The following is a 19,348-nucleotide window of genomic DNA, read 5'->3' as shown; positions in this document are numbered from 1 at the left end:
TTTAACATGATAGGGCTTATTTATCATTATAAAATCCAATAACTGTAACATTGACATTTCTGTTATAAGAGGTATCTTTTAAATCAGATAATTTATTTCCCATTTTTTTACGATTTAATACTAGAGGGTTAGCTTACACGTCACTACTCAAAAAACTGAGAACTTCGTTATGAGTATTGAAAGTTCAATAAAATCGAGTATTTTACTAATTTAAATATTGCATCATTATGGCTGGATCAAAAAAATGACATCAACTAAAATGAAATGTAATTAACACAAAAGCTTAATAAAAATTCTAAAATGCAAGAAGAAAAAGACTTTATAAAGAGAGAAATTCAAAAATTGACATTAGTTTTTCAAAAACTTATAGGCCTTATTGTAAAAATCGAACCCAAAAATCTTGAAAATGAGTTAACAACTATAGAATCAGATCTAAAAAGGACTATCAATTTGACTTTAAAAGAGATTTCCGAGATGAGTGAAGTTGAATTTATAGAAAAAATAAAATTTTTTGATGAACAAAATCTTGAGCAATTATTGGAATTAATACATGTTATAATCACAAAATCTCATAAAAATCTGAAACTAAATTTAGCTAAAAAAGGCATTGTAATTGCTGACTATTTAGATAAAAATTCTAAAACTTTTTCTTTAAAGAGACACGATTTTAAAAAGGCATTGACACATTATATTCAAAAAAACTACTCATAGTCAGCAATCGTTCAATAGATTTAAGCGGGTTCAATTTAGATATATAAATTTGGTGATTTTAATGAAAAACATCAGTAAAATAGCATACCTTAATTTGTATTGAGCTAAAATGTAATAACTCACATCTGCCTTACGATTTTTAAACTGACCATTGTCAATTGTAACAATTTCCTTAAAATTATAAAATCATTCAATAGCTAAACAGTCCAATATTATTGGGATTGAATTCAATAGTACTAAATGCTAACACTAACTTTATGTTAAAGATAGTATTATGAAAAAGAATTTAATAAAAGGTGCCTTTGCGGGAATTATTGGAAGTATTGTAGCAACAAAATTAAAATCTTCGTTGGAAGAGGTGCTCCCTGTTAGATCAACGGATACAGATTCACCACCAGTAATAATTGCAGATCGGATAACCAAAATCAAAACAAATACAGGCTTAAAAGCTTCAGAAAAAAAACCAGCCGAAAAAAAGATTCATTGGATATTTGGGATCACTATAGGAGCCCTTTATGGTATAGCTGCAGAAAAAGATCCAAAGGTTACTAAAGGTATGGGAACTACTATGGGAACATCCTTATATGGAACAACACACGCTAGCATTTTACCCGCATTAAAAACGGAACCCTGGCCTAACAGAAATAAAAAAAGTTATGTAGCTAATGAGTTTATTGGTCATATTGCTTTTGGAGTAACTACTGAAATAATCAGAAAAATTGTTAGAAAAGCTATCGATTAATATATTTAACTTTTGCCGTTAGGTAAACTTATTAGATAAGTAGTTGTTCCAATTTCCTTTTATTTTGCTCTTAAAAGCCATTGAATATTTAGGTAATTAAATAGTGTTTAAAACTTTTAATTACCTAAATATACTAAGCTTTAAAATCCATAAGTAGTTGTTGCATAAAATTTTCGTGTTGGGTATTAGAATGCTTTTTTTTGCTGAAAAGCAAGCTACCTTTAGTACCATCAATGCATTTAATTAAATACAGAATACAATCCACATTATTTGGGCACTCTTTTTTATCGTAGGTATTATATGCCATTAAAATACAATCGGTATCACTGTATTTTTTGTTGGATGACGGATTGAATAACATATTTTTTTCTAACATAAAACGTGCATCATAACCTATTTTTAATAAAGATTTTGCTACTTCCCTTAATGGTTTGTTTTTTAATAATTCCATAATTTAATTTTTTATGTTTAGTAGGACATAAGTCCCAGTATAAACTTGTGATAAATGAGTGTTTACATTAAAAATTTTAGTTTATTACGTTAGTTAATTAACTATTGAGTTGATCTGTTAAAAATCAAAATTTAGGTGTTCATTTACAAAATTTATACAACACCTTGGGCAATCATAGCATCGGCTACCTTGACAAAGCCAGCAATATTAGCTCCTTTTACATAATCTACGTAGCCATTTTCATTAGTTCCGTAAGTGATGCATGCGGAATGAATATTTTCCATGATCTCTTGTAATTTTTCATCAACCTCTTTGCGAGACCAGTGGTAACGTAAAGAATTTTGAGTCATTTCTAAACCAGATGTGGCTACACCGCCTGCATTTGAAGCTTTCCCTGGGGCAAATAAAATTTCAGCTTTATGGAAAAGAGCAATTGCTTTAGGTGTTGTAGGCATATTAGCCCCTTCACAAACGCAAATACATCCATTTTTTAATAAATTTTCGGCAGCTACATCATCTAATTCATTTTGTGTAGCACAAGGTAACGCAATATCGCAGGGAATATTCCAAGGTGTTTCGTTGGCATGGAATGTAGCGTTTGGATAAGCTTTTATGTAGGCATCAATCCTTCCGCGTTCCTCGTTTTTCAATTTCATAACAAATGCTAGTTTATCCGAATCAATTCCATCACTATCATAAATGAATCCTGATGAATCGGAAAGTGTTACTACTTTTGCGCCAAGCTGATTGGCTTTTTCAGCAGCATACTGCGCTACATTACCCGAACCAGAAATGGAAATAATTTTTCCTTTTATGGTATCTTTTTTGGTAGCTAGCATGTTCGAAGCAAAATAAACGGTACCATATCCGGTGGCTTCAGGCCTAATAACTGAACCTCCCCAACTTAAACCTTTACCGGTAAGCACACCTGTAAATTCATTTCTTATTTTTCTGTACATGCCAAATAAAAAACCTATTTCTCTACTGCCAACACCAATATCGCCAGCTGGAACATCGGTATTAGGACCTATATGTCTGCACAGTTCCCCCATAAAACTGTGGCAAAATCTCATAATTTCACCATCTGATTTCCCTTTGGGGTCAAAATCCGCCCCGCCTTTACCACCGCCCATAGGTAGGGTAGTTAGGCTATTTTTAAATACTTGTTCAAAAGCAAGAAATTTCAAAATACTCATGTTTACCGAAGGATGGAAACGCAACCCTCCTTTATAAGGACCAATAGCCGAATTCATTTGAATACGATAGCCACGATTCACACAAATTTCACCCGAATCATTAATCCAAGGGACTCTGAATGAAATGGCTCTTTCGGGTTCCACCATTCTTAGCAAAATATTTTTCCCATTATAGATTTCTTTAGATGCTATGTATGGTATTACGGTTTCGGCAACTTCTTGCACGGCCTGTAAAAATTCAGGTTCGTGCGAATTTCTTGCTCTAACCTCTTGCATGAATGTTTCTATTTTCAGTTTCATATTTTAAAATTTTAATATCGTTTGTTGGTTAAAAAAGAACAACAGCTTAACTTTTAAGAATGTTCTTATACAAGATAAAGGTTTTTATTTCAGCTAAAGGAATTTCAATAGCATATTCTCCTGTAAATTGAGGACATATAGTACATTCATTAAAATAAAATTTTACGGCGCTATCACTAATTGTAAAATTGTCCTTATTCTTGATAAAATTATCTTCTGATAAAGACCAACAAAAGTAGTTACTCCAGTAGAGGTTATGCTTATATTTTCTTTCACGTCCAAACAGAAAAGACCAAATTTATATTTGAGTAATTCAAAACCAAAACCAGTATTAACTATCTTTTGGTAAGTAAGGAATTAATTCAAGAGGTACATATTTGTAGTAATAAATGGCTTGGAAACGATAGGCAACTTGGACGAATTAAGTATATTTAGGATTCTAAAAATACCTTAATGTCTTACACTAAAAACCTGTTAAATTTTATTGATGCTAATCCAACTTCATTTCATGTAGTTGATCATCTTAAAAAAGAACTGTTAGCACAAAATTACCAAGAACTTAATGAGCAAGATGCATGGCTTTTAACTGAAGCAAAAAAGTATTTTGTAACTAGAGCAAATGGTTCCATTATTATATTTAAAACCCCAAAACAGTGGACCAAAGACTATTCATATAAAATAATAGGTGCACATACTGATTCCCCTTGTTTAAAAATTAAAAACAATCCAATTGCTACCAAGGAGGGATATCATTTACTAAATATTGAAGTTTATGGTGGAGTATTACTTAGTAGTTGGTTTGATAAAGACCTTTATTTTGGAGGGAATGTAGTTGTTGAAGATAAAGCAGGTGTATTAAAACAGCATATTGTTACAGTAACCAAAAAATTACGGATACCACGATTGGCTATTCACTTAGATAGGGACGTAAACAAACAAGGGTTTACACCAAATCCACAAGAACATATGTTTCCAATAATTGGACTTGGAGGAGCAATTAATTTTGAAGATTGGTTGAAAGAAGCAGCGGATATTGAGGGAATAATTTTAAGCTGGGATTTATTTCTATTTGATGCAGAAAAATCTAGTTTTGGAGGTTTTTATGATGAATTTATTTATGCCCCTAGATTAGATAATTTGGCAAGTGTGCATGCTTCTTTTGAAGCCATAATGAATTCAGATATTCCTGCTAATGAAATTCAAATGGCTGTTTATTTTCAGCATGAAGAAATTGGTTCCACCTCTCAAAACGGAGCAGGATCAAATTTTTTAGAGGGTACTTTAAAACGTATTCACCATTTTTTAGCAACTAATGACGAAGGTTTTTATCAAGCTATTGCTCGTTCATTTTTTATATCGGCAGATATGGCGCATGCCATACATCCTAGTTATTCAGATAAACATGATACTAGCCATAAACCACGTATAGGAGCGGGTCCAGTAATAAAAAGTAATGCAAATATGCGTTATGCTACAGATGCATTTTCAATAGCAAAATTTAAACAATGGTGTCATAAAGCAGCTATTCCATATCAGAATTTTTGTAGTAGGAATGATATAGGGTGCGGTTCTACTATAGGACCTATGGTTGCTGCCAGAATAGGAATACCTACCATTGATGTTGGTAATCCGATGTTGTCAATGCACAGTATTAGAGAAATGTGTGGGACAAATGATCATTGTTTTATAATCAAGCTTTTTGATGAATTTTATAAGTAGCAAGCAATAAAAGCTAGCAATGTCAATCGAATGTAAAATCAACTTTATATTATTTTGCTTTAAAAAACCAAATTGAAAATTTTAAAAAGTAAATGAAGTTTTAATTTAGATTTTGTTAAAGTTTTTCAACGTAAGTTTGAAAAAGCTTTGGAACAAAGTTAGAAATATTATCAAATGTCCTAATTCGATTAAGCGTATAGCATGTACAGTGCTTCCTAAAAATACACTAATTTTTTAGGGTAATTTTATTTTATTTAAACTAAAAGTCATGTTAGCTACAGATTCTTCAACTTCGTGTATTCTGGAATTTGTAAAGTATAGGTATCCATTGTAAATGCTAAAAGTATCTGCCCACTTAATTTGATCACTTTCAGCTAAAGTACAAATGCTTCCGTTAGGCTTTCTGTATTGAATTTTGTGATGCTCCAAATCAGCAAAATACAAGTTTCCGCTGTTGTCAAAAATCATACCATCGGGAGCAGCGGTTTTAGTTTCAAAAACTACACTTTTTTCAGGATTTGTAGTTAACTGATCCGTATCAATTGAATACAAGCTATACGCAGTAAGGGCATGATAAAATAATTTTGTTTTATCATTACTTAAAGCAATACCGTCAGAATGTACAGTGTTTTTCCATTTTTTTGTGCCGAAGGTAAGGTAATTTTGTTCAGCTTTTGTGGAATAATGCTGGTCTAAAATTCGTGTACTTGTACCTGAAATCATGTTTAAAACAACAAGTCCTGATACTCCTGAATCGGTAAAGTAAATTTTGTTTTTAGCAGTATCAACGCGTAAATCGTTAATGTAAGAGTTTTGTTTGTAACTGCCGTTAGTGAAAATATAAGTTTTCAAATGAATATTTGTTTCTAAATCAAATACAAATACTCTGGGAGCATCCAAAACTTTCTGAAATTTAGGGTTTCGGGTATCCAATACATATAACTTTCCTTTGTGAGCTAAAACAGACTGAACAGCTACAAATTGTTGCTGCTTAATTGGAAGTCCAATTTCCCAAGAATTCCACTCCTTATCGGGATAACTAATTTGTTTTTTATCCTCAGTAATTTCAATTACGGAATTGGCAACCCCTTTTCTCCACCTTGGAAAGTTTACAAACAGCCTACCTTTTGCAGATATACTAACACCAGTTACTTGTTGCCCCTTAAATGTAGCAACTTCAATAATTTCATTTTTCTTATTATTAATATGTTGCGCTTGAGCCTGAATTGTTACTAATAAATTTATCCATAAGAGAAATGATAATGATTTAACTAGCTTCATGATATGTTTTTTAAAACTTAAATATTGAAATAAAAGTGAATGGTGGTTGTGATTTTATTTAATTTTTTGCAATTTTATTTTAGCTAATGCTATATTTATGTTGCAAAAATGACTTTAAAACAGTTTTATGAACAAACTAAAATAATTGATTTTCCAATTCAGAATAAATTACAGGTTTCAGCACTGTTTCCCTATTTTTAGCGGTGTGTTTTGGTTCAAATATTTTTTTACTGATTGTATATGATTTTAGCTCATTATCATTGTAATTACTATTGATAATTTCCATAATTTGTTTGTCGTTTAAATTTTTGGAAAGCCAATCTTTTTCAAAACTACCATCCAGCATAACTAGTTGTCTTTGCGCTTTATTATGAATCCTCGCCATAAAAGAATTGGCATTTTTAGTCAACATTGTAAAGCTAACTGTATTGTCACTAACACTATAAATTCCAGCAATTGAAATAGTTGATTGGTCATATCTTTCTATAAAATGAGGGTAAATTTCATTATTCAAATGATGTAGTCCAATAAACCCAGTAATTGGAATAATACAGCGTTTAGTATATATAGAATTTGAATAAAGTGGGTAGTCAAATATATTTTCGCTTTTGGCATTAAGGGAATCTCCTTTAATTTTTAAATAATATTTTTTTTGCATTGCGGCAATAATATTTTTTGGAATTAATCCCCATTTTGCAGGATACAACTCCTTTGGTTTTTCTTGGGTCAATATCGCAAGTTCGGGATGCTTAAAACCATCTAAGTATAAACCATGGATTGCGTGTTTGCCTATGGCAAAAATATTACTTCGGCGCACATTATATATTTCTTCTAATTCCGAAAGAGATTTGGTTTGACTAATGTGGTAGCACATAATTTTATATAGTTATAAATGATTAACTGTAAATAGTTTTAGAATCTTTTAAAAAAAATACTGAAGCATAATGAGTTGCTTTATTATATTTTTTTTTCATTGTAATTTATTTGAGAACATTCCTTAGAAACTCTATTGCGTTTAATACACACTCTTTCATTACTCTTAACTATAATAAATACATTTGTAGTAATTGTGTTATCTAAACCTAGATTTACATTATAATCGTTCAGATAATTCAGAGCAATTAAATGTTGATTACCAACCATGTTTTGCGATGATTGATAAGTATCAACAGGCGTTTTTTTGTTAAAGAATAGTGGTTTACTTAATGTGAATTTTAAATTTTTTAGAGCATCTAATTTATTGATGATTCTAGGAAATTTCATTCTAATAGCTATTTTGTTTATCATTTTTCAATTAAAGTCAAAACAAAACTATAATATTAAGTCGATTTTTAGATTGGTTTCGATTATTAGAGTTAAATCTAAAATTAAAAAAGCGCTTTTGCTATTTTTGGATAAATTGTAAAAATTTCATGATTTTTTTGCTTAACAGTTCAAAATGAAGCAATACTGTAGCTATGGCTAGGCTCATATTTACTTTTGTGTCCAAACAAAATTTATCTTTTTTTATTTGAGTAATTTAAAGTAAGCACTAGTACAACAGTTGATATCATCATTATAATAATTAATAACAAAACCCTTACGAACAGTAAGGGTTTGGCATTTTGGTTATACCTATAAAAGTTACTTTTGTTTTACGAAATTTATATTTATTACCTGTTGTGCATTTGGAGCAAAATTCTGTCAATGGTAGTGATTTTTTGGAATAAAATGGAGAAAAATCGTACCGAGAATAAGAATTTTGAATTAGAAATAGTTCTCGATACACTTTTTCGTGCCTCAAAAGCATTCGAACTTACATTTTAAAAATTTAAGTTTCTAAATGCACAACAAGTATTTATCATTAAAACGTATATCCTATTCTTAGATGTAAGTCAGCAATAAAAAAATTATTTTTAATTGATCTGGACGAAAATTCTTCTAACCTACTAACAAAAGCTACACCAGCTCCCACTTCGTAATTAAATTTTTTTCCTAAATTTCTTCTAATTCCCCAATATGGATTAATAACAATATCGCTAATAACATTAATTGGAATATTACTTCTTGAAATAGCAAACCAACCAGGGTGATAACTCGTTCTTAATGAAACAAAATTTCCAGAATTAAGATCAATTCGTTTAGATTTTTTAAGTCTTTTATTTAAATTATAATACCATCTTGATTCAAGATTTAGTACTGGGGATAAAAACAATCTTCTTGAATCAACGTCACTTTCAGCGGTAATACCAGGTTCCAGTCCAATTTCTCCCCTTAAGGTAACCAAATTAGTAAGTTTTTTTTCATACTGCGCATAAATAGAAATTATAATAGCTTGTACGCCAAATTGTGAATTTTCAACACTTACATTTTGCGAATTAGCCATTAAGCTTGCGCCTAAAAAAAGAATAAGCAATAATTTTCTTTTCATTTTATTACATGTTTTGTTTTACATCAAAATTAGTTTCGACATAACTAAAACACTTATTGTAAGTTTTACCCTAAAAAATTAATTGCTTAAAATGGCAAGTCCAATACGGATGGTACTATAAGGCATTTCTTCTTTAAAATATTCAAAATAGGGGCGTAGCGCATTTGGATTCTCCAATGCTGTTTTTGCTTTTTCGATGGCTTTTAAGTCCACTGGGTCAATTAATTTTTCTAGCGCGATTGATTTATCCATTTCATAAGCTTTGCATAAATGCGAAAGAATTGTGGTTTCTGCAATTTTACGTTCCAATACAATATCAGCTATGCTTAATCCATTTTTAAATAAGTTTGCAGAAGTAATATATGTAGGTTCTTTTTTAGCTTTTTTTGAAGTATTTTTTTCTTTATGAAATGCAATTATTTCAGAAATAAAGTCGTGTCCATAGTCTTGCATCTTCTTTTTTCCAACGCCACTAATTTGAATAAATTCATCATCCGTCATTGGTCTAGCTTGTTCCATTTCTTTCAATGAAGCATCGCTGAAGATTTGATAGGCAGGAATTTCTTCTTCTCTTGATAATTTTAAACGAAGCAAGCGTAAACGTTCAAATAAATCAGTACTCTTTTTAACGCTAATTTCTTTTTTAGCAGCTGTTTTCAATGCAGCTTTTTCGATGATTTTAGCTAAATTAACAGTTTGCTTTTCAAACAGTATTTTTTTTGCAATGGGAGTTAATTTCAAATGATTTTTTTCGTGAAAAGCAATTTCAATAGCTCCCTGATTAATTAATTGAATAATATATTGTTGCCAATGTTTCCAAGAAACGTCATTTCCAATGCCGTAAGTTGAAATTTGAGTAAAACCTTTATCTAAAATAGTTGCATTTTGAGCCCCACGTAAAATATCAATAATAGTTGCCAGGGGTTCGTTTTGTTTAACACGTGCAATAGTTGATAATGCTTTTTGAGCTAAAATAGTGCCGTCAAAAAAAGTAGGAGGGTGTTTGCATACGTCACAATTACCACAGTCTTTTTCGGGGAGTTCGCCAAAATAGCTCAAAAGTACTTTACGGCGGCAGCTTAGCGCGTCGGCGTATTGTTGCATACGATCTAACTTGGCTAGTTGTACTTCGGTATTTCCTGATTTTGTGGCAAATTGTTGCAATTGTACTACATCGGCATAACTATGAAATAGAATAGTTTCTGAAGGTACACCATCCCTTCCTGCACGACCAATTTCCTGATAATAACCTTCAATATTTTTAGGCAAGTTGTAATGAATAACCCAGCGGACATTAGATTTATCAATACCCATTCCAAATGCTACTGTAGCACAAACAATTTGCAATTGGTCATTTATAAATTCATTTTGTACTTGTTCTCTAACGTGATGTCCCAAACCAGCATGATAGGCTTTTGCCTTAAAACCAGCACTATCTAACTTTTCGGCTAAGTTTTCAGTTGTTTTTCTGCTCAAGCAGTAAATAATACCACTGTCATTGGGATGATCATCCACAAACTCCAGAATTTTTTTAACGCGATCAATACCTGGCCTTACGGACAAACTTAAATTTGGGCGGTCAAAAGAGCTTAAATGTAAGGTGGGATGATTTAAATTTAATTGTTTTGAAATATCCTCGCGCGTGGCTTTGTCAGCCGTTGCTGTTAAAGCTATTATCGGTGTATGCGGAAACCTATTTTTTAAAAATCCTAACTGGGTATATGCCGGTCTAAAATCATGTCCCCATGCTGAAATACAATGTGCCTCATCTATAGCAATCAAACTTAAAGTAGTTTGATTTAAAATACCTTCAAGTTGCGATAGACTTTCAGGAGCCACGTAAAGTAACTTAATTTCATTTGTTAAAATAGCATTAAAAATAGCATGTTGATCTTCTGCAGCCTGACTGCTATTTATAAAAGCAGCACCAATACCATTTGCACGCAATCCATCCACTTGATCTTTCATTAAAGCAATTAATGGCGAAATAACTAAAGTAAGTCCATTGAGTAAGGTAGCAGGTAATTGATAGCAAATTGATTTTCCACCTCCAGTAGGCATTATTACCAAGTTGTCATTTCCTTTAAAAATAGCAGTTATTATTTCCTTTTGTTGCTGTCTGAACTCACTATACCCAAAGTATTCTTTTAAATTTTTATAAAGCTGGCTATCGCTTATTTCTGGCATTTTTATAGTTTAGTTGTTCGTTGTTCGTTGTTCGTTGTTCGGTGATGATTTGATTAATTTGTTAAAAAAGATTTAAGGAAGTATACGAACTTAGATTATAGATTTGTTGTGCCTTAACCCTTAACCCTTAACCCTTAACCCTTAACCCTTAACCCTTAACCCTTAACCTATTAAAATTAAGCACTAGTAATCGTACGTTCGTCATCCGTGGGCCATTTACCTTGTACCTTAAGTACTTGTTCAATAACATCACGCACACAGCCTTTACCACCATTAATGTGCGAAATGTATTTGGAGGCAGCTTTCACTTCGGCTACAGCATCTTGAGGACAAGTTGGTAACCCAATACGGTTCATTACGGGTAAATCGGGTAAATCATCGCCCATGTATAGCACTTGTTCTGGCTTAACGTTATTAGCTTTCAAATATTCATCGTAGCACTTAATTTTATCGCCCGCACCAAGGTAAACACTTTTAACGCCCAAGCCTTCAAATCTACTTTTTACCGCTTCATTTTTGCCTCCAGAAATAATACAAACGTTATATCCTTTGTCCAAGGCTACTTTTGTAGCATATCCATCTTTAGTATTCATACTACGTAGTAGGTTTCCATTATGATCAATTAATAATGATCCGTCTGTATATACACCATCCACATCAAACATAAACGTGGTAATTTCATTCAAATATTCTTTATAACTTTTACTCATAATAGTTTTGTATCGCTGTGGTAAGCAGTTGATATAATTTTATTTTTTTTTGATCGGTAAGTGTTGTGATATGTCTTTCAATTGTTTTATTGTCTTTTCTAACCGCTGGTCCCGTTTGTACGTTACGTGGGCTATTGTTGGCTAATTTGGCAATTGTTTCATTTATTAGGGGTTTTAAAATAGTAAAATCGATACCACTATCCTTACAAATTTCTTCTGCCTGAATGTACATAAAATTACTAAAGTTGTTAGCAAAAACAGCGGCAACATGTAAAGCGTTTCTTTGTTCGGAATTTAATACGTACACAGTTGTGGAAATACTATGAGCAAGTTTCAGTAAAATTTGTTGATCACTTTTGTTAGAAGCTTCTACTGCAATCGGGATAGTATCGAAAGAAACGGGTAAATGTTTATTAAAACTTTGAGCAGGGTAAAACACTCCTTTTCTGTTAAAATTAGAAAGCACGTCCATAGGTGTGCTACCTGAAGTATGTACAACGAGCCCTTTCAAATGGCTAAAATTATTATTTATATCTAGTAAAGCATTATCACTGATTGCAAAAATATACAGGTCGGCATCAGTAATTTCGTCAGGATTATTGGTTACAGGAACTCCACAATTTAAAATTTTTTCACCTTTCCTGTTAAAGTTTTGTAATAATAAAATTTTGGTGTGTTTTTCTAATGCAATACATAAATGCGTAGCTAAATTTCCTGCGCCCAAAATAACAACTTTAATCATACGTTAAAAATAAAGAAGTATTATAAAAATACTAACAAATGTTCTTTTAAATATGTATTGGTTTTGTAGCAAAACAATACTTCAGTTCGTAAATTTGCATCCAATTTAGAAACTTCTAAATAATAATGTCCATAATGTGACGATAAATATAGTATATGGTTTTTAAAAAAATTGCTAATGTTCTTTTCTCAACGCGATTAATGGCAATCCTTTTTTTAGTGTTTGCTACCTCAATGGCAATAGGTACATTTTTAGAAAATGATTACGGAACTCCTGCTGCTCGGATTTGGGTGTACAATACCTGGTGGTTTGAAGCTATAATGGGGATATTTTTAATTAATTTTTTTGGAAATATTTTTAGATACCGATTACACAAACGTGAAAAATGGCCTACATTACTACTCCATTTATCATTCATTTTTATATTGCTCGGAGCATTTGTAACAAGATATATCAGTTATGAGGGAATTATGCCTATTAATGAAGGGGAAACTACAAACAAGTTTCTTTCTGAAAAAACGTATTTACAACTTTTAATGGTTGGCGATTACAACGGAGAATTAAAACAACGAAAAGTAAACACCCCGTTGGAGCTTGCCGCACCAACAAATAATGATTTTACTGTAGCTACCGATTTTAACAAACAGCCAGTACTAATTAATTATGTAGACTTTGTTGAAGGAGCAGAGCTAGGTTTAGTGCCTAGTGATGATGGCGCGTTACACCTAAAATTAGTTGAAGCAGGTGAAGGTAAACGACACGAACATTTTTTAAAAGCTGGCGAGGTAAGTAATATTCATAATATTTTATATGCTTTTAATAAACCTACGGAGGGTGCCATTAATATTACTTATGATAAGGGAAATTACAGTATTTATGCTCCTTTTGAGGGAACGTTTATGCGCATGGCTGATCAACTGCAAGGTAAGGTAGTAAAGGATAGCGTGCAAGAGTTGCAATTGCGTTCCTTGTATCAAATGGCGGGGACGCAATTTGTAATACCTGAGCCACCAGTTAAAGGGAATTATGATGTGATTCCAACCAAAATAAAAGAGAAAGGGCAACAAAACGCCTTGATTGTTGATGTTACTACTAAAAATGAAACTAAGCGTTTAAAGCTTTTGGGAGGTAAGGGTTTTGTAAATGATTATAAGCAAATTAAAATGGGCGGTTTGGAACTTTCATTACGCTTTGGATCGCAAGAAATGGAACTGCCATTTGCTATAAAATTGAAAGATTTTATTGCTACTAAATATCCAGGAACCGAAAAAGGATATGCTTCCTATAAAAGTAAAGTTGATTTAGTGGAAGATGGAAATGCAACTCCTAAAGAAATTTTTATGAATAATGTACTTGACCACAAAGGGTATCGTTTTTTTCAGGCGAGCTTTCCTCCAGATGAAAAAGGAACGGTACTTTCAGTAAATCATGATTTTTGGGGGAGCTGGTTGACGTATTTAGGATACTCTTTATTGTATATCGGTTTAATGGCTATTTTATTTTTAAAAGGATCACGTTTTAAAGATTTGGAAAAAATGTTGAGTGACATTAAACTTAAAAAAGCTGCTTTGAGCTTGCTTTTGATTTGCGGATTATTAAACTTTTCTTCTGCGAAAGCGCAATCCGTATTACCTGATAGTAATGAACCGTTAAGACCAACAAAAAAACAATTGGATTCATTAATAAAAGCTAATGCTGTAAGTAAGGCACATGCGGAAAAGTTTGGAGCTATTGTTATTCAGGATGAAAGTGGACGTATGAAGCCTGTAAATACTTTTGCATCCGAATTATTGCGAAAATTGAGCAAACGTACTAAGTACGAAGGTTTGAATAGCGATCAGGTGTTTATTTCCATGCAAGAAAATCCAATAGTTTGGTACAATGTACCCTTAATTTACATTGATTGGAAAAATGATAGTATTCGTAAAATTATAGGGGTTCCTAAAAGTGCTAGCAGAATTGCCTTGGTAGATCTTTTTGAAAAAGATGGTAGTTACAAATTAGCTCCATATTTGGATGCAGCTACTAGTACAAACACGCCCAATCAGTTTGAAAAAGATTTTATTAAAACCCATGAAAAGTTTTATTTATTAAATGCAGCACTAAGTGGAAGTGTTATGCGTGTTTTTCCACTACCTGAAGATGACAATAACAAATGGGTTTCACCACCAATGCTAAATGAATCAAAATTTTCTGGAATTGATTCGGTCTATACACGTCAAATTCTTCCTATTTATAAATCTGCTTTGGTTGAAGCTAGAAAAACAGGAGACTATTCCAAACCAGATAAGTATTTGACCAGCATTAGAAACTTCCAAAAAAAATATGGAAGCGAAGTATTGCCTTCCGATAAAAAAATACAAACCGAAATTGCATACAATAAATATGATATATTTAGAAAGCTATACAGGTATTATGCCTTTGCAGGGTTACTAATGATCATTTTTACGATAGTTCAAATTTTTAATTCGGGTAAAGTAGTTCGTGTTTTGGTAAATATTAGCAAATACAGTATTGTATTGTTGTTTTTGTTACATACAGCTGGTCTTATTGCCCGATGGTACGTGTCTGGACATGCACCTTGGAGTGATGCTTACGAATCTATGATTTATGTGGGCTGGGCAACTGTATTTTTTGGTATTGCTTTAGGTCGAAAAAGTGATTTAACCGTAGGAGCAACAGCTTTTGTTGCGGCAATTATACTTTGGGTAGCTCACATGAATTGGATGGATCCTGAAGTAGCAAATTTGCAGCCTGTGTTAAATTCGTATTGGTTAATGATACACGTAGCTGTTATAGTAGCTAGTTACGGGCCTTTTATTTTAGGGGCTATTTTGGGAGCTGTAGCTTTATTGTTGATGATTTTAACCACAAATTCCAATAAGAAAAAGATGAAATTAAATATCAGAGAACTCACTGTGGTTAATGAAATGTCGCTGACCATTGGTTTAGTCATGCTTACTATTGGAAACTTTTTAGGTGGTCAGTGGGCTAATGAAAGTTGGGGGCGATACTGGGGTTGGGATCCTAAAGAAACCTGGGCTTTGATTAGTATTATGGTTTATGCTTTTGTTATACACATGCGTTTGGTGCCTGGCTTACGAGGAAAATGGACTTACAATTTTATATCTATGATTGCTATTGCAAGTATTTTGATGACCTACTTTGGGGTTAATTTTTATCTATCAGGGCTGCATTCCTATGCCAGTGGTGATCAAGTAATAACCCCAACTTTTGTGTATTATACTATTGCAGGAGCGCTATTGTTAGGTGCAATTTCATATTGGCGATTTACAGTACACTATAAAAAGTAATGATATTATTTAAAGATAAACATTTTATCATATTCACTGGTTCACGTATTCTGTTAGTCTATGTAAAAATTAAAAATAGCTTTTATTACCTATAAATTCATTATTATGTTGACGTAGAATTTCTAAAGGTGCACTTTAATTCGGTATATTTATATATTTAATTATTTTATTATCAATTAAAAAGAACTATTTTAATGGGTGGTTTTACTATAAAAATCGTTATTTCTTATCAGTCTGCATTTCTTTAATTTGCTTAAGCATCATTTTTTTTGGTATGAAGGGTACTAGTGCCATCAGTAATTTTTGTGAAAATGTGAGTCCGGTAATAACATCTAGTTTTCCGTAAAGCATGGCTTGGTAACCATCAGTAGCCACTGATTTTGCAGTTGCAGTATTATCAAACAAAGAAGTTTTATCCATGCCTGATGTTTTTGCAAACTCTGTATCAGTAGCACCAGGCATTAAATTAGTAACAGTTACATTAGTGCCTTTCAACTCTTCTGCTAAAGCATTACTAAAAGAAGTTACATAAGCTTTTGTTGCAAAATAAACTGCTTGCATAGAACCAGCCATTAGACTGGCAGTAGAGGATGCATTTAAAATTTTTCCTTGATTTAATTGTATAAAATTTTGTAAAAACAAATGTGTTAAAGCGGTTAAAGCCATTACATTTAATTGTATCATTTCCATTTCTTGAGCTAAATTTCTTTTATAAAATTCACCTACGCCCCCAAAGCCCGCATTATTAATTAGATAATCAATCTGAAAACCAGCACTTTTAACTTCATTATATACCTGCTGGGGGGCATTTGGTTTTGTTAGATCTTTAACAATAACAAGCACATTTATTCCGTAAGTTTCTTTTAGTGTAGTTTTTAAATCTAATAGTTTTTCTTCGTTACGAGCAACTATTACTAAGTCTCCTTTATTTTCAGCATGTATAAATGCAAGTTCTTTTCCTATACCACTACTGGCTCCAGTAATCAATGCCGTTTTTATCATTTTGATTAGTTTGTGTTACTCTAATTTAATTTGAATTTTACAATATTAAAATTTAATTTTTAGCCGTATCAATAAAAAACTAAATGTAATAGCTAATCGGGTAGGAGAAATGGTAGTATAAGATTTAAATTTTTAAGCTACCTTTAACAACATCATCAATAGTAAATTGTAGGTATTTGGGCAAAAGATTATCTTTTGGAAGAACTGCCAGATACCTGTCATTATTAGAATTGTATACCTGTTTGTAAATACAATCTTTCAGACTCAATTCTTGAGTGATTTCCTTAATTAAATCAAAATGATGTATCAGGTTTTCGCTTCCTAAATGAAATACTCCTTTTCGATTTCTATTAATAATATAATGTAATTGTTGAGTAAATTTGGATACGGTTGTAGCGTTCAGTATTACATTTGGAAAAACTTCAATAGAGGCTTTTAGATGGTGTAGCTGTTTTAATTCTTGAATTCTTGGGGAGCCATGACCAAAAATCATGGGTAAACGTGCAATTACATATTTATGTGTAGGTAACCGGAGTAGTGCATTTTCAATTTTAATTTTAAATCGACCGTACAAACTTTCACTAAAAGTTTTATCGTATTCATATGAAGGGTAATGGTGAAAGCTATCAAATACATTGGAACTGCTTAAAAAAATTAGCTTGCATTTATTAGATTTGATCCAATTGATAAGTTCAAAATGAAATTGAACTTGCGAATTAAAATTACCACGCATACAGGAAACTATGACATCAGGCTTTAAAGTGCTTAAAAGAATATCTACGGGTTCTGTTTCAAAATTAAAAGCATAAAATTTTTGATTTTTTTCAAAAAAATTATTGTGGGTATTAAATGTGGCGTAGGTGTCAAAATACGAATTTAATTCTTTGTAGAGCGCATTTCCTAAAAAACCGCTTCCGCCAAAAATCAGTATTTTTTTTGTCATTCATATTGAGTTATAGGGCTAATTTAATTTTTTATTTTTAGATATTAAATTTTATATTTAATAATTAAAAACCCGTATTTGCTAAAATTAATTGGCAAAATACGGGTGCAGCTATATAACTATTAAAATAAAATTAGCTATTCAATAATTAATTTTTCAGTACGTATTTTATTTTCTGAAATTACCCTACACACATAAGCTCCTCCAATAATTCCAAAGGAAGAAGGAATTATTGAAATAGTATTTCTGTTAGTGTAGGCCTTTTGAAATACTCTGGAACCTTTCATATCATAAAATGCCACATTAATATCACCTTCAATATTTTGATTAAAACTAATATTAATTGTTTTATTTAAAGCTCTTATGTCCGTATAAATTGTAAAATCGCTTGAAAGTGAACTGTTATCAAGGGAAGTTACTAATTTTTGCTCCATTTGTTCAATTTCTTGAATGGCATTGCCTTGTTCATCCAGCACCAATTTAGCGCCTGTATTAGGTTTTTTGAAACCTAGTACCGAAGTTAAGTTGAAGTCTACCAAATTAGTGCCTTGAGTACTTTCATTTGCAACAAAAATTCCTGGTTCGAAACTTGGGAAAACATTGGCTGGATCACCAAATTGTTGCTCGTTAATTACGCCAGCTGATCTTTTAAAACTAGCGGAAACATCCATGATACTAAATGTAGATGAGTTAGGTCGGGTATGGAGTAGCCCTAGGAAATGTCCTATTTCATGAGATATTGTGGTAGCAAAATTTAATGCTAAAAAATCTTCAAAAATAGCATTTTCAGCCAATTCAACTTCTTGGATAGTATTTCCTATACTATCTCTATTTAACAATGCATTTATTGAAATAAATGCGGTGTCCGTATTGCTAAAATTACCTGGGTCGTAGTCAAATGTAAATCCCAGAGCAAAATTAAATAAGCGGCTCACATCGTTAACCTGAATATCATTGTCTACTCCACCGATAAAAACAGTATTGTAGTCAATATTAAATTTATCAAGTAGTTTTGGAATATATTTCCCTAAAAAAGGATTTCCAAAATCAGAAATGAAAGTAACATTAAAGTCGGGATTAGGTACAGCTAAATTGGCATTATTGAACTGCTTTTTTACTTGATTTGTAATTTTGTACGCTAATTTTGTTAGATTATTTTTTGAATTTTCTATTTCAAACTCTTGTAAAAAATGTTCCAATCCTTTAAACTCAAATGAAGTATCTGTAGGAATGTCAAATAATTCTCTAGCAGAAGGACTCAACATTTTAAAAATTTCAGTATCTATTTTTTCACCACTAAAATCAAGATAAATAATACTTTTTGTGCCAGGTTTAATTTCGTAACCAGGTCTGGAAGCTACTACATTCAAATCATAGTTGCCATTAGTATCAGTAGATTGATTTTCTAAATTAATTTGAATAATATACTCTCCGTTTTCAGGAATATTGTAAGTTAAAAAGTTATTAGTAGGAAAAGTAACTGGCGAATTTGTAATTACATTATCAGGTGAAAAACGCATTAAATTGTTAGTTTCAATAGCTTTATCTCCGTTAGGTAAAAATAATGACAATGATTCTATACTACTGGTATCGGAACTTAATGAAATTACGTCACCTTTATTAAAATTCATTGAAAAGTG

General features: G+C 31.8%; 17 protein-coding genes. 4 read left to right on the top strand and 13 right to left on the bottom strand.

Annotation, left to right across the window (positions count from 1 at the left end; all coding sequences use genetic code 11):
• Positions 1 to 300: 300 nt before the first annotated feature.
• Together GMC_RS0105220 and GMC_RS0105215 are read left to right on the top strand one after the other, a co-directional pair.
• The gene (locus GMC_RS0105220) at positions 301 to 711 is read left to right on the top strand and encodes a hypothetical protein (protein ID WP_010521148.1); all 411 of its coding nucleotides are present in this window, start codon (positions 301 to 303) and stop codon (positions 709 to 711) included.
• A gap of 274 nt (positions 712 to 985) precedes the next feature.
• Positions 986 to 1,453 carry a DUF1440 domain-containing protein gene (locus tag GMC_RS0105215; protein ID WP_010521147.1) on the top strand — a complete coding sequence of 156 codons (468 nt, stop codon included), beginning with the start codon at positions 986 to 988 and terminating at the stop codon, positions 1,451 to 1,453.
• A gap of 133 nt (positions 1,454 to 1,586) precedes the next feature.
• Here GMC_RS0105215 and GMC_RS0105210 read toward each other — a convergent pair whose 3' ends face one another.
• From GMC_RS0105210 to GMC_RS22955, 3 genes are all read right to left on the bottom strand, one after another.
• A complete protein-coding gene (locus tag GMC_RS0105210) occupies positions 1,587 to 1,904 on the bottom strand; it encodes a hypothetical protein (RefSeq protein ID WP_010521146.1) in 318 nt (105 codons plus the stop codon).
• Between the two features lie 152 nt (positions 1,905 to 2,056).
• Positions 2,057 to 3,400, bottom strand: a complete 1,344-nt coding sequence (gene gdhA, locus GMC_RS0105205) for an NADP-specific glutamate dehydrogenase (RefSeq protein ID WP_010521145.1) — start codon at positions 3,398 to 3,400, stop codon at positions 2,057 to 2,059.
• Between the two features lie 46 nt (positions 3,401 to 3,446).
• Complete coding sequence (locus GMC_RS22955) at positions 3,447 to 3,686, bottom strand: RsiV family protein (RefSeq protein ID WP_369073176.1); 240 nt, start codon at positions 3,684 to 3,686, stop codon at positions 3,447 to 3,449.
• Positions 3,687 to 3,853: 167 nt separating this feature from the next.
• Between GMC_RS22955 and GMC_RS0105200 the strand changes: the two genes are divergently transcribed.
• Positions 3,854 to 5,119 carry a M18 family aminopeptidase gene (locus GMC_RS0105200; protein WP_010521144.1) on the top strand — a complete coding sequence of 422 codons (1,266 nt, stop codon included), beginning with the start codon at positions 3,854 to 3,856 and terminating at the stop codon, positions 5,117 to 5,119.
• Positions 5,120 to 5,353: 234 nt separating this feature from the next.
• Here GMC_RS0105200 and GMC_RS0105195 read toward each other — a convergent pair whose 3' ends face one another.
• From GMC_RS0105195 to GMC_RS0105160, 7 genes are all read right to left on the bottom strand, one after another.
• Positions 5,354 to 6,400 (bottom strand): L-dopachrome tautomerase-related protein, encoded by a 1,047-nt coding sequence (locus GMC_RS0105195; RefSeq protein WP_010521143.1) that lies wholly within the window; start codon positions 6,398 to 6,400, stop codon positions 5,354 to 5,356.
• Positions 6,401 to 6,536: 136 nt separating this feature from the next.
• Entirely contained in the window at positions 6,537 to 7,274 is a 738-nt protein-coding gene (locus GMC_RS0105190; RefSeq protein WP_010521142.1) for an SOS response-associated peptidase, read from the bottom strand.
• Between the two features lie 83 nt (positions 7,275 to 7,357).
• Complete coding sequence (locus tag GMC_RS0105185) at positions 7,358 to 7,663, bottom strand: hypothetical protein (protein WP_010521141.1); 306 nt, start codon at positions 7,661 to 7,663, stop codon at positions 7,358 to 7,360.
• Between the two features lie 580 nt (positions 7,664 to 8,243).
• Entirely contained in the window at positions 8,244 to 8,810 is a 567-nt protein-coding gene (locus GMC_RS0105175) for a hypothetical protein (RefSeq protein ID WP_010521140.1), read from the bottom strand.
• 78 nt (positions 8,811 to 8,888) lie between these two features.
• Complete coding sequence (gene recQ, locus GMC_RS0105170; protein ID WP_010521139.1) at positions 8,889 to 10,997, bottom strand: DNA helicase RecQ; 2,109 nt, start codon at positions 10,995 to 10,997, stop codon at positions 8,889 to 8,891.
• 176 nt (positions 10,998 to 11,173) lie between these two features.
• On the bottom strand, positions 11,174 to 11,707 hold the full coding sequence (locus tag GMC_RS0105165; protein ID WP_010521138.1) for a KdsC family phosphatase: 534 nt from the start codon (positions 11,705 to 11,707) through the stop codon (positions 11,174 to 11,176).
• Positions 11,700 to 12,449, bottom strand: coding sequence for a Rossmann-like and DUF2520 domain-containing protein (locus tag GMC_RS0105160; protein WP_010521137.1), 750 nt, complete (start codon positions 12,447 to 12,449; stop codon positions 11,700 to 11,702). The genes GMC_RS0105165 and GMC_RS0105160 overlap by 8 nt, the downstream gene beginning before the upstream one ends.
• A gap of 155 nt (positions 12,450 to 12,604) precedes the next feature.
• Here GMC_RS0105160 and GMC_RS0105155 point away from each other — a divergent pair, with 155 nt between their 5' ends.
• Positions 12,605 to 15,763 carry a cytochrome c biogenesis protein gene (locus GMC_RS0105155; RefSeq protein WP_010521136.1) on the top strand — a complete coding sequence of 1,053 codons (3,159 nt, stop codon included), beginning with the start codon at positions 12,605 to 12,607 and terminating at the stop codon, positions 15,761 to 15,763.
• Positions 15,764 to 15,982: 219 nt separating this feature from the next.
• On the opposite strand, the gene GMC_RS0105150 is transcribed toward GMC_RS0105155, so the two are convergent.
• From GMC_RS0105150 to GMC_RS0105140, 3 genes are all read right to left on the bottom strand, one after another.
• The gene (locus GMC_RS0105150; RefSeq protein ID WP_010521135.1) at positions 15,983 to 16,765 is read right to left on the bottom strand and encodes an SDR family NAD(P)-dependent oxidoreductase; all 783 of its coding nucleotides are present in this window, start codon (positions 16,763 to 16,765) and stop codon (positions 15,983 to 15,985) included.
• 124 nt (positions 16,766 to 16,889) lie between these two features.
• Entirely contained in the window at positions 16,890 to 17,708 is an 819-nt protein-coding gene (locus GMC_RS0105145; protein WP_010521134.1) for a sugar nucleotide-binding protein, read from the bottom strand.
• A 137-nt stretch (positions 17,709 to 17,845) separates the two neighbouring features.
• A complete protein-coding gene (locus GMC_RS0105140; RefSeq protein WP_010521133.1) occupies positions 17,846 to 19,339 on the bottom strand; it encodes a zinc-dependent metalloprotease in 1,494 nt (497 codons plus the stop codon).
• Between the last annotated feature and the right edge of the window lie 9 nt (positions 19,340 to 19,348).

This window comes from Aquimarina agarivorans (assembly GCF_000218485.1).
Lineage (GTDB): Bacteria > Bacteroidota > Bacteroidia > Flavobacteriales > Flavobacteriaceae > Aquimarina > Aquimarina agarivorans.
Note: the sequence above shows the minus strand (reverse complement) of the source record. Positions and strands in the feature narration are given on the sequence as shown.

Coding starts and splice junctions, on each gene's coding strand:
- GMC_RS0105165 (WP_010521138.1), bottom strand. CDS start 11,707: ATGAGTAAAAGTTATAAAGAATATTTGAATGAAATTACCACGTTTATG.
- GMC_RS0105195 (WP_010521143.1), bottom strand. CDS start 6,400: ATGAAGCTAGTTAAATCATTATCATTTCTCTTATGGATAAATTTATTA.
- GMC_RS0105200 (WP_010521144.1), top strand. CDS start 3,854: ATGTCTTACACTAAAAACCTGTTAAATTTTATTGATGCTAATCCAACT.
- GMC_RS0105215 (WP_010521147.1), top strand. CDS start 986: ATGAAAAAGAATTTAATAAAAGGTGCCTTTGCGGGAATTATTGGAAGT.
- GMC_RS0105160 (WP_010521137.1), bottom strand. CDS start 12,449: ATGATTAAAGTTGTTATTTTGGGCGCAGGAAATTTAGCTACGCATTTA.
- GMC_RS0105190 (WP_010521142.1), bottom strand. CDS start 7,274: ATGTGCTACCACATTAGTCAAACCAAATCTCTTTCGGAATTAGAAGAA.
- GMC_RS0105140 (WP_010521133.1), bottom strand. CDS start 19,339: ATGAATTTTAATAAAGGTGACGTAATTTCATTAAGTTCCGATACCAGT.
- gdhA (WP_010521145.1), bottom strand. CDS start 3,400: ATGAAACTGAAAATAGAAACATTCATGCAAGAGGTTAGAGCAAGAAAT.
- GMC_RS0105150 (WP_010521135.1), bottom strand. CDS start 16,765: ATGATAAAAACGGCATTGATTACTGGAGCCAGTAGTGGTATAGGAAAA.
- recQ (WP_010521139.1), bottom strand. CDS start 10,997: ATGCCAGAAATAAGCGATAGCCAGCTTTATAAAAATTTAAAAGAATAC.
- GMC_RS0105210 (WP_010521146.1), bottom strand. CDS start 1,904: ATGGAATTATTAAAAAACAAACCATTAAGGGAAGTAGCAAAATCTTTA.
- GMC_RS0105155 (WP_010521136.1), top strand. CDS start 12,605: ATGGTTTTTAAAAAAATTGCTAATGTTCTTTTCTCAACGCGATTAATG.
- GMC_RS0105175 (WP_010521140.1), bottom strand. CDS start 8,810: ATGAAAAGAAAATTATTGCTTATTCTTTTTTTAGGCGCAAGCTTAATG.
- GMC_RS0105220 (WP_010521148.1), top strand. CDS start 301: ATGCAAGAAGAAAAAGACTTTATAAAGAGAGAAATTCAAAAATTGACA.
- GMC_RS0105185 (WP_010521141.1), bottom strand. CDS start 7,663: ATGAAATTTCCTAGAATCATCAATAAATTAGATGCTCTAAAAAATTTA.
- GMC_RS0105145 (WP_010521134.1), bottom strand. CDS start 17,708: ATGACAAAAAAAATACTGATTTTTGGCGGAAGCGGTTTTTTAGGAAAT.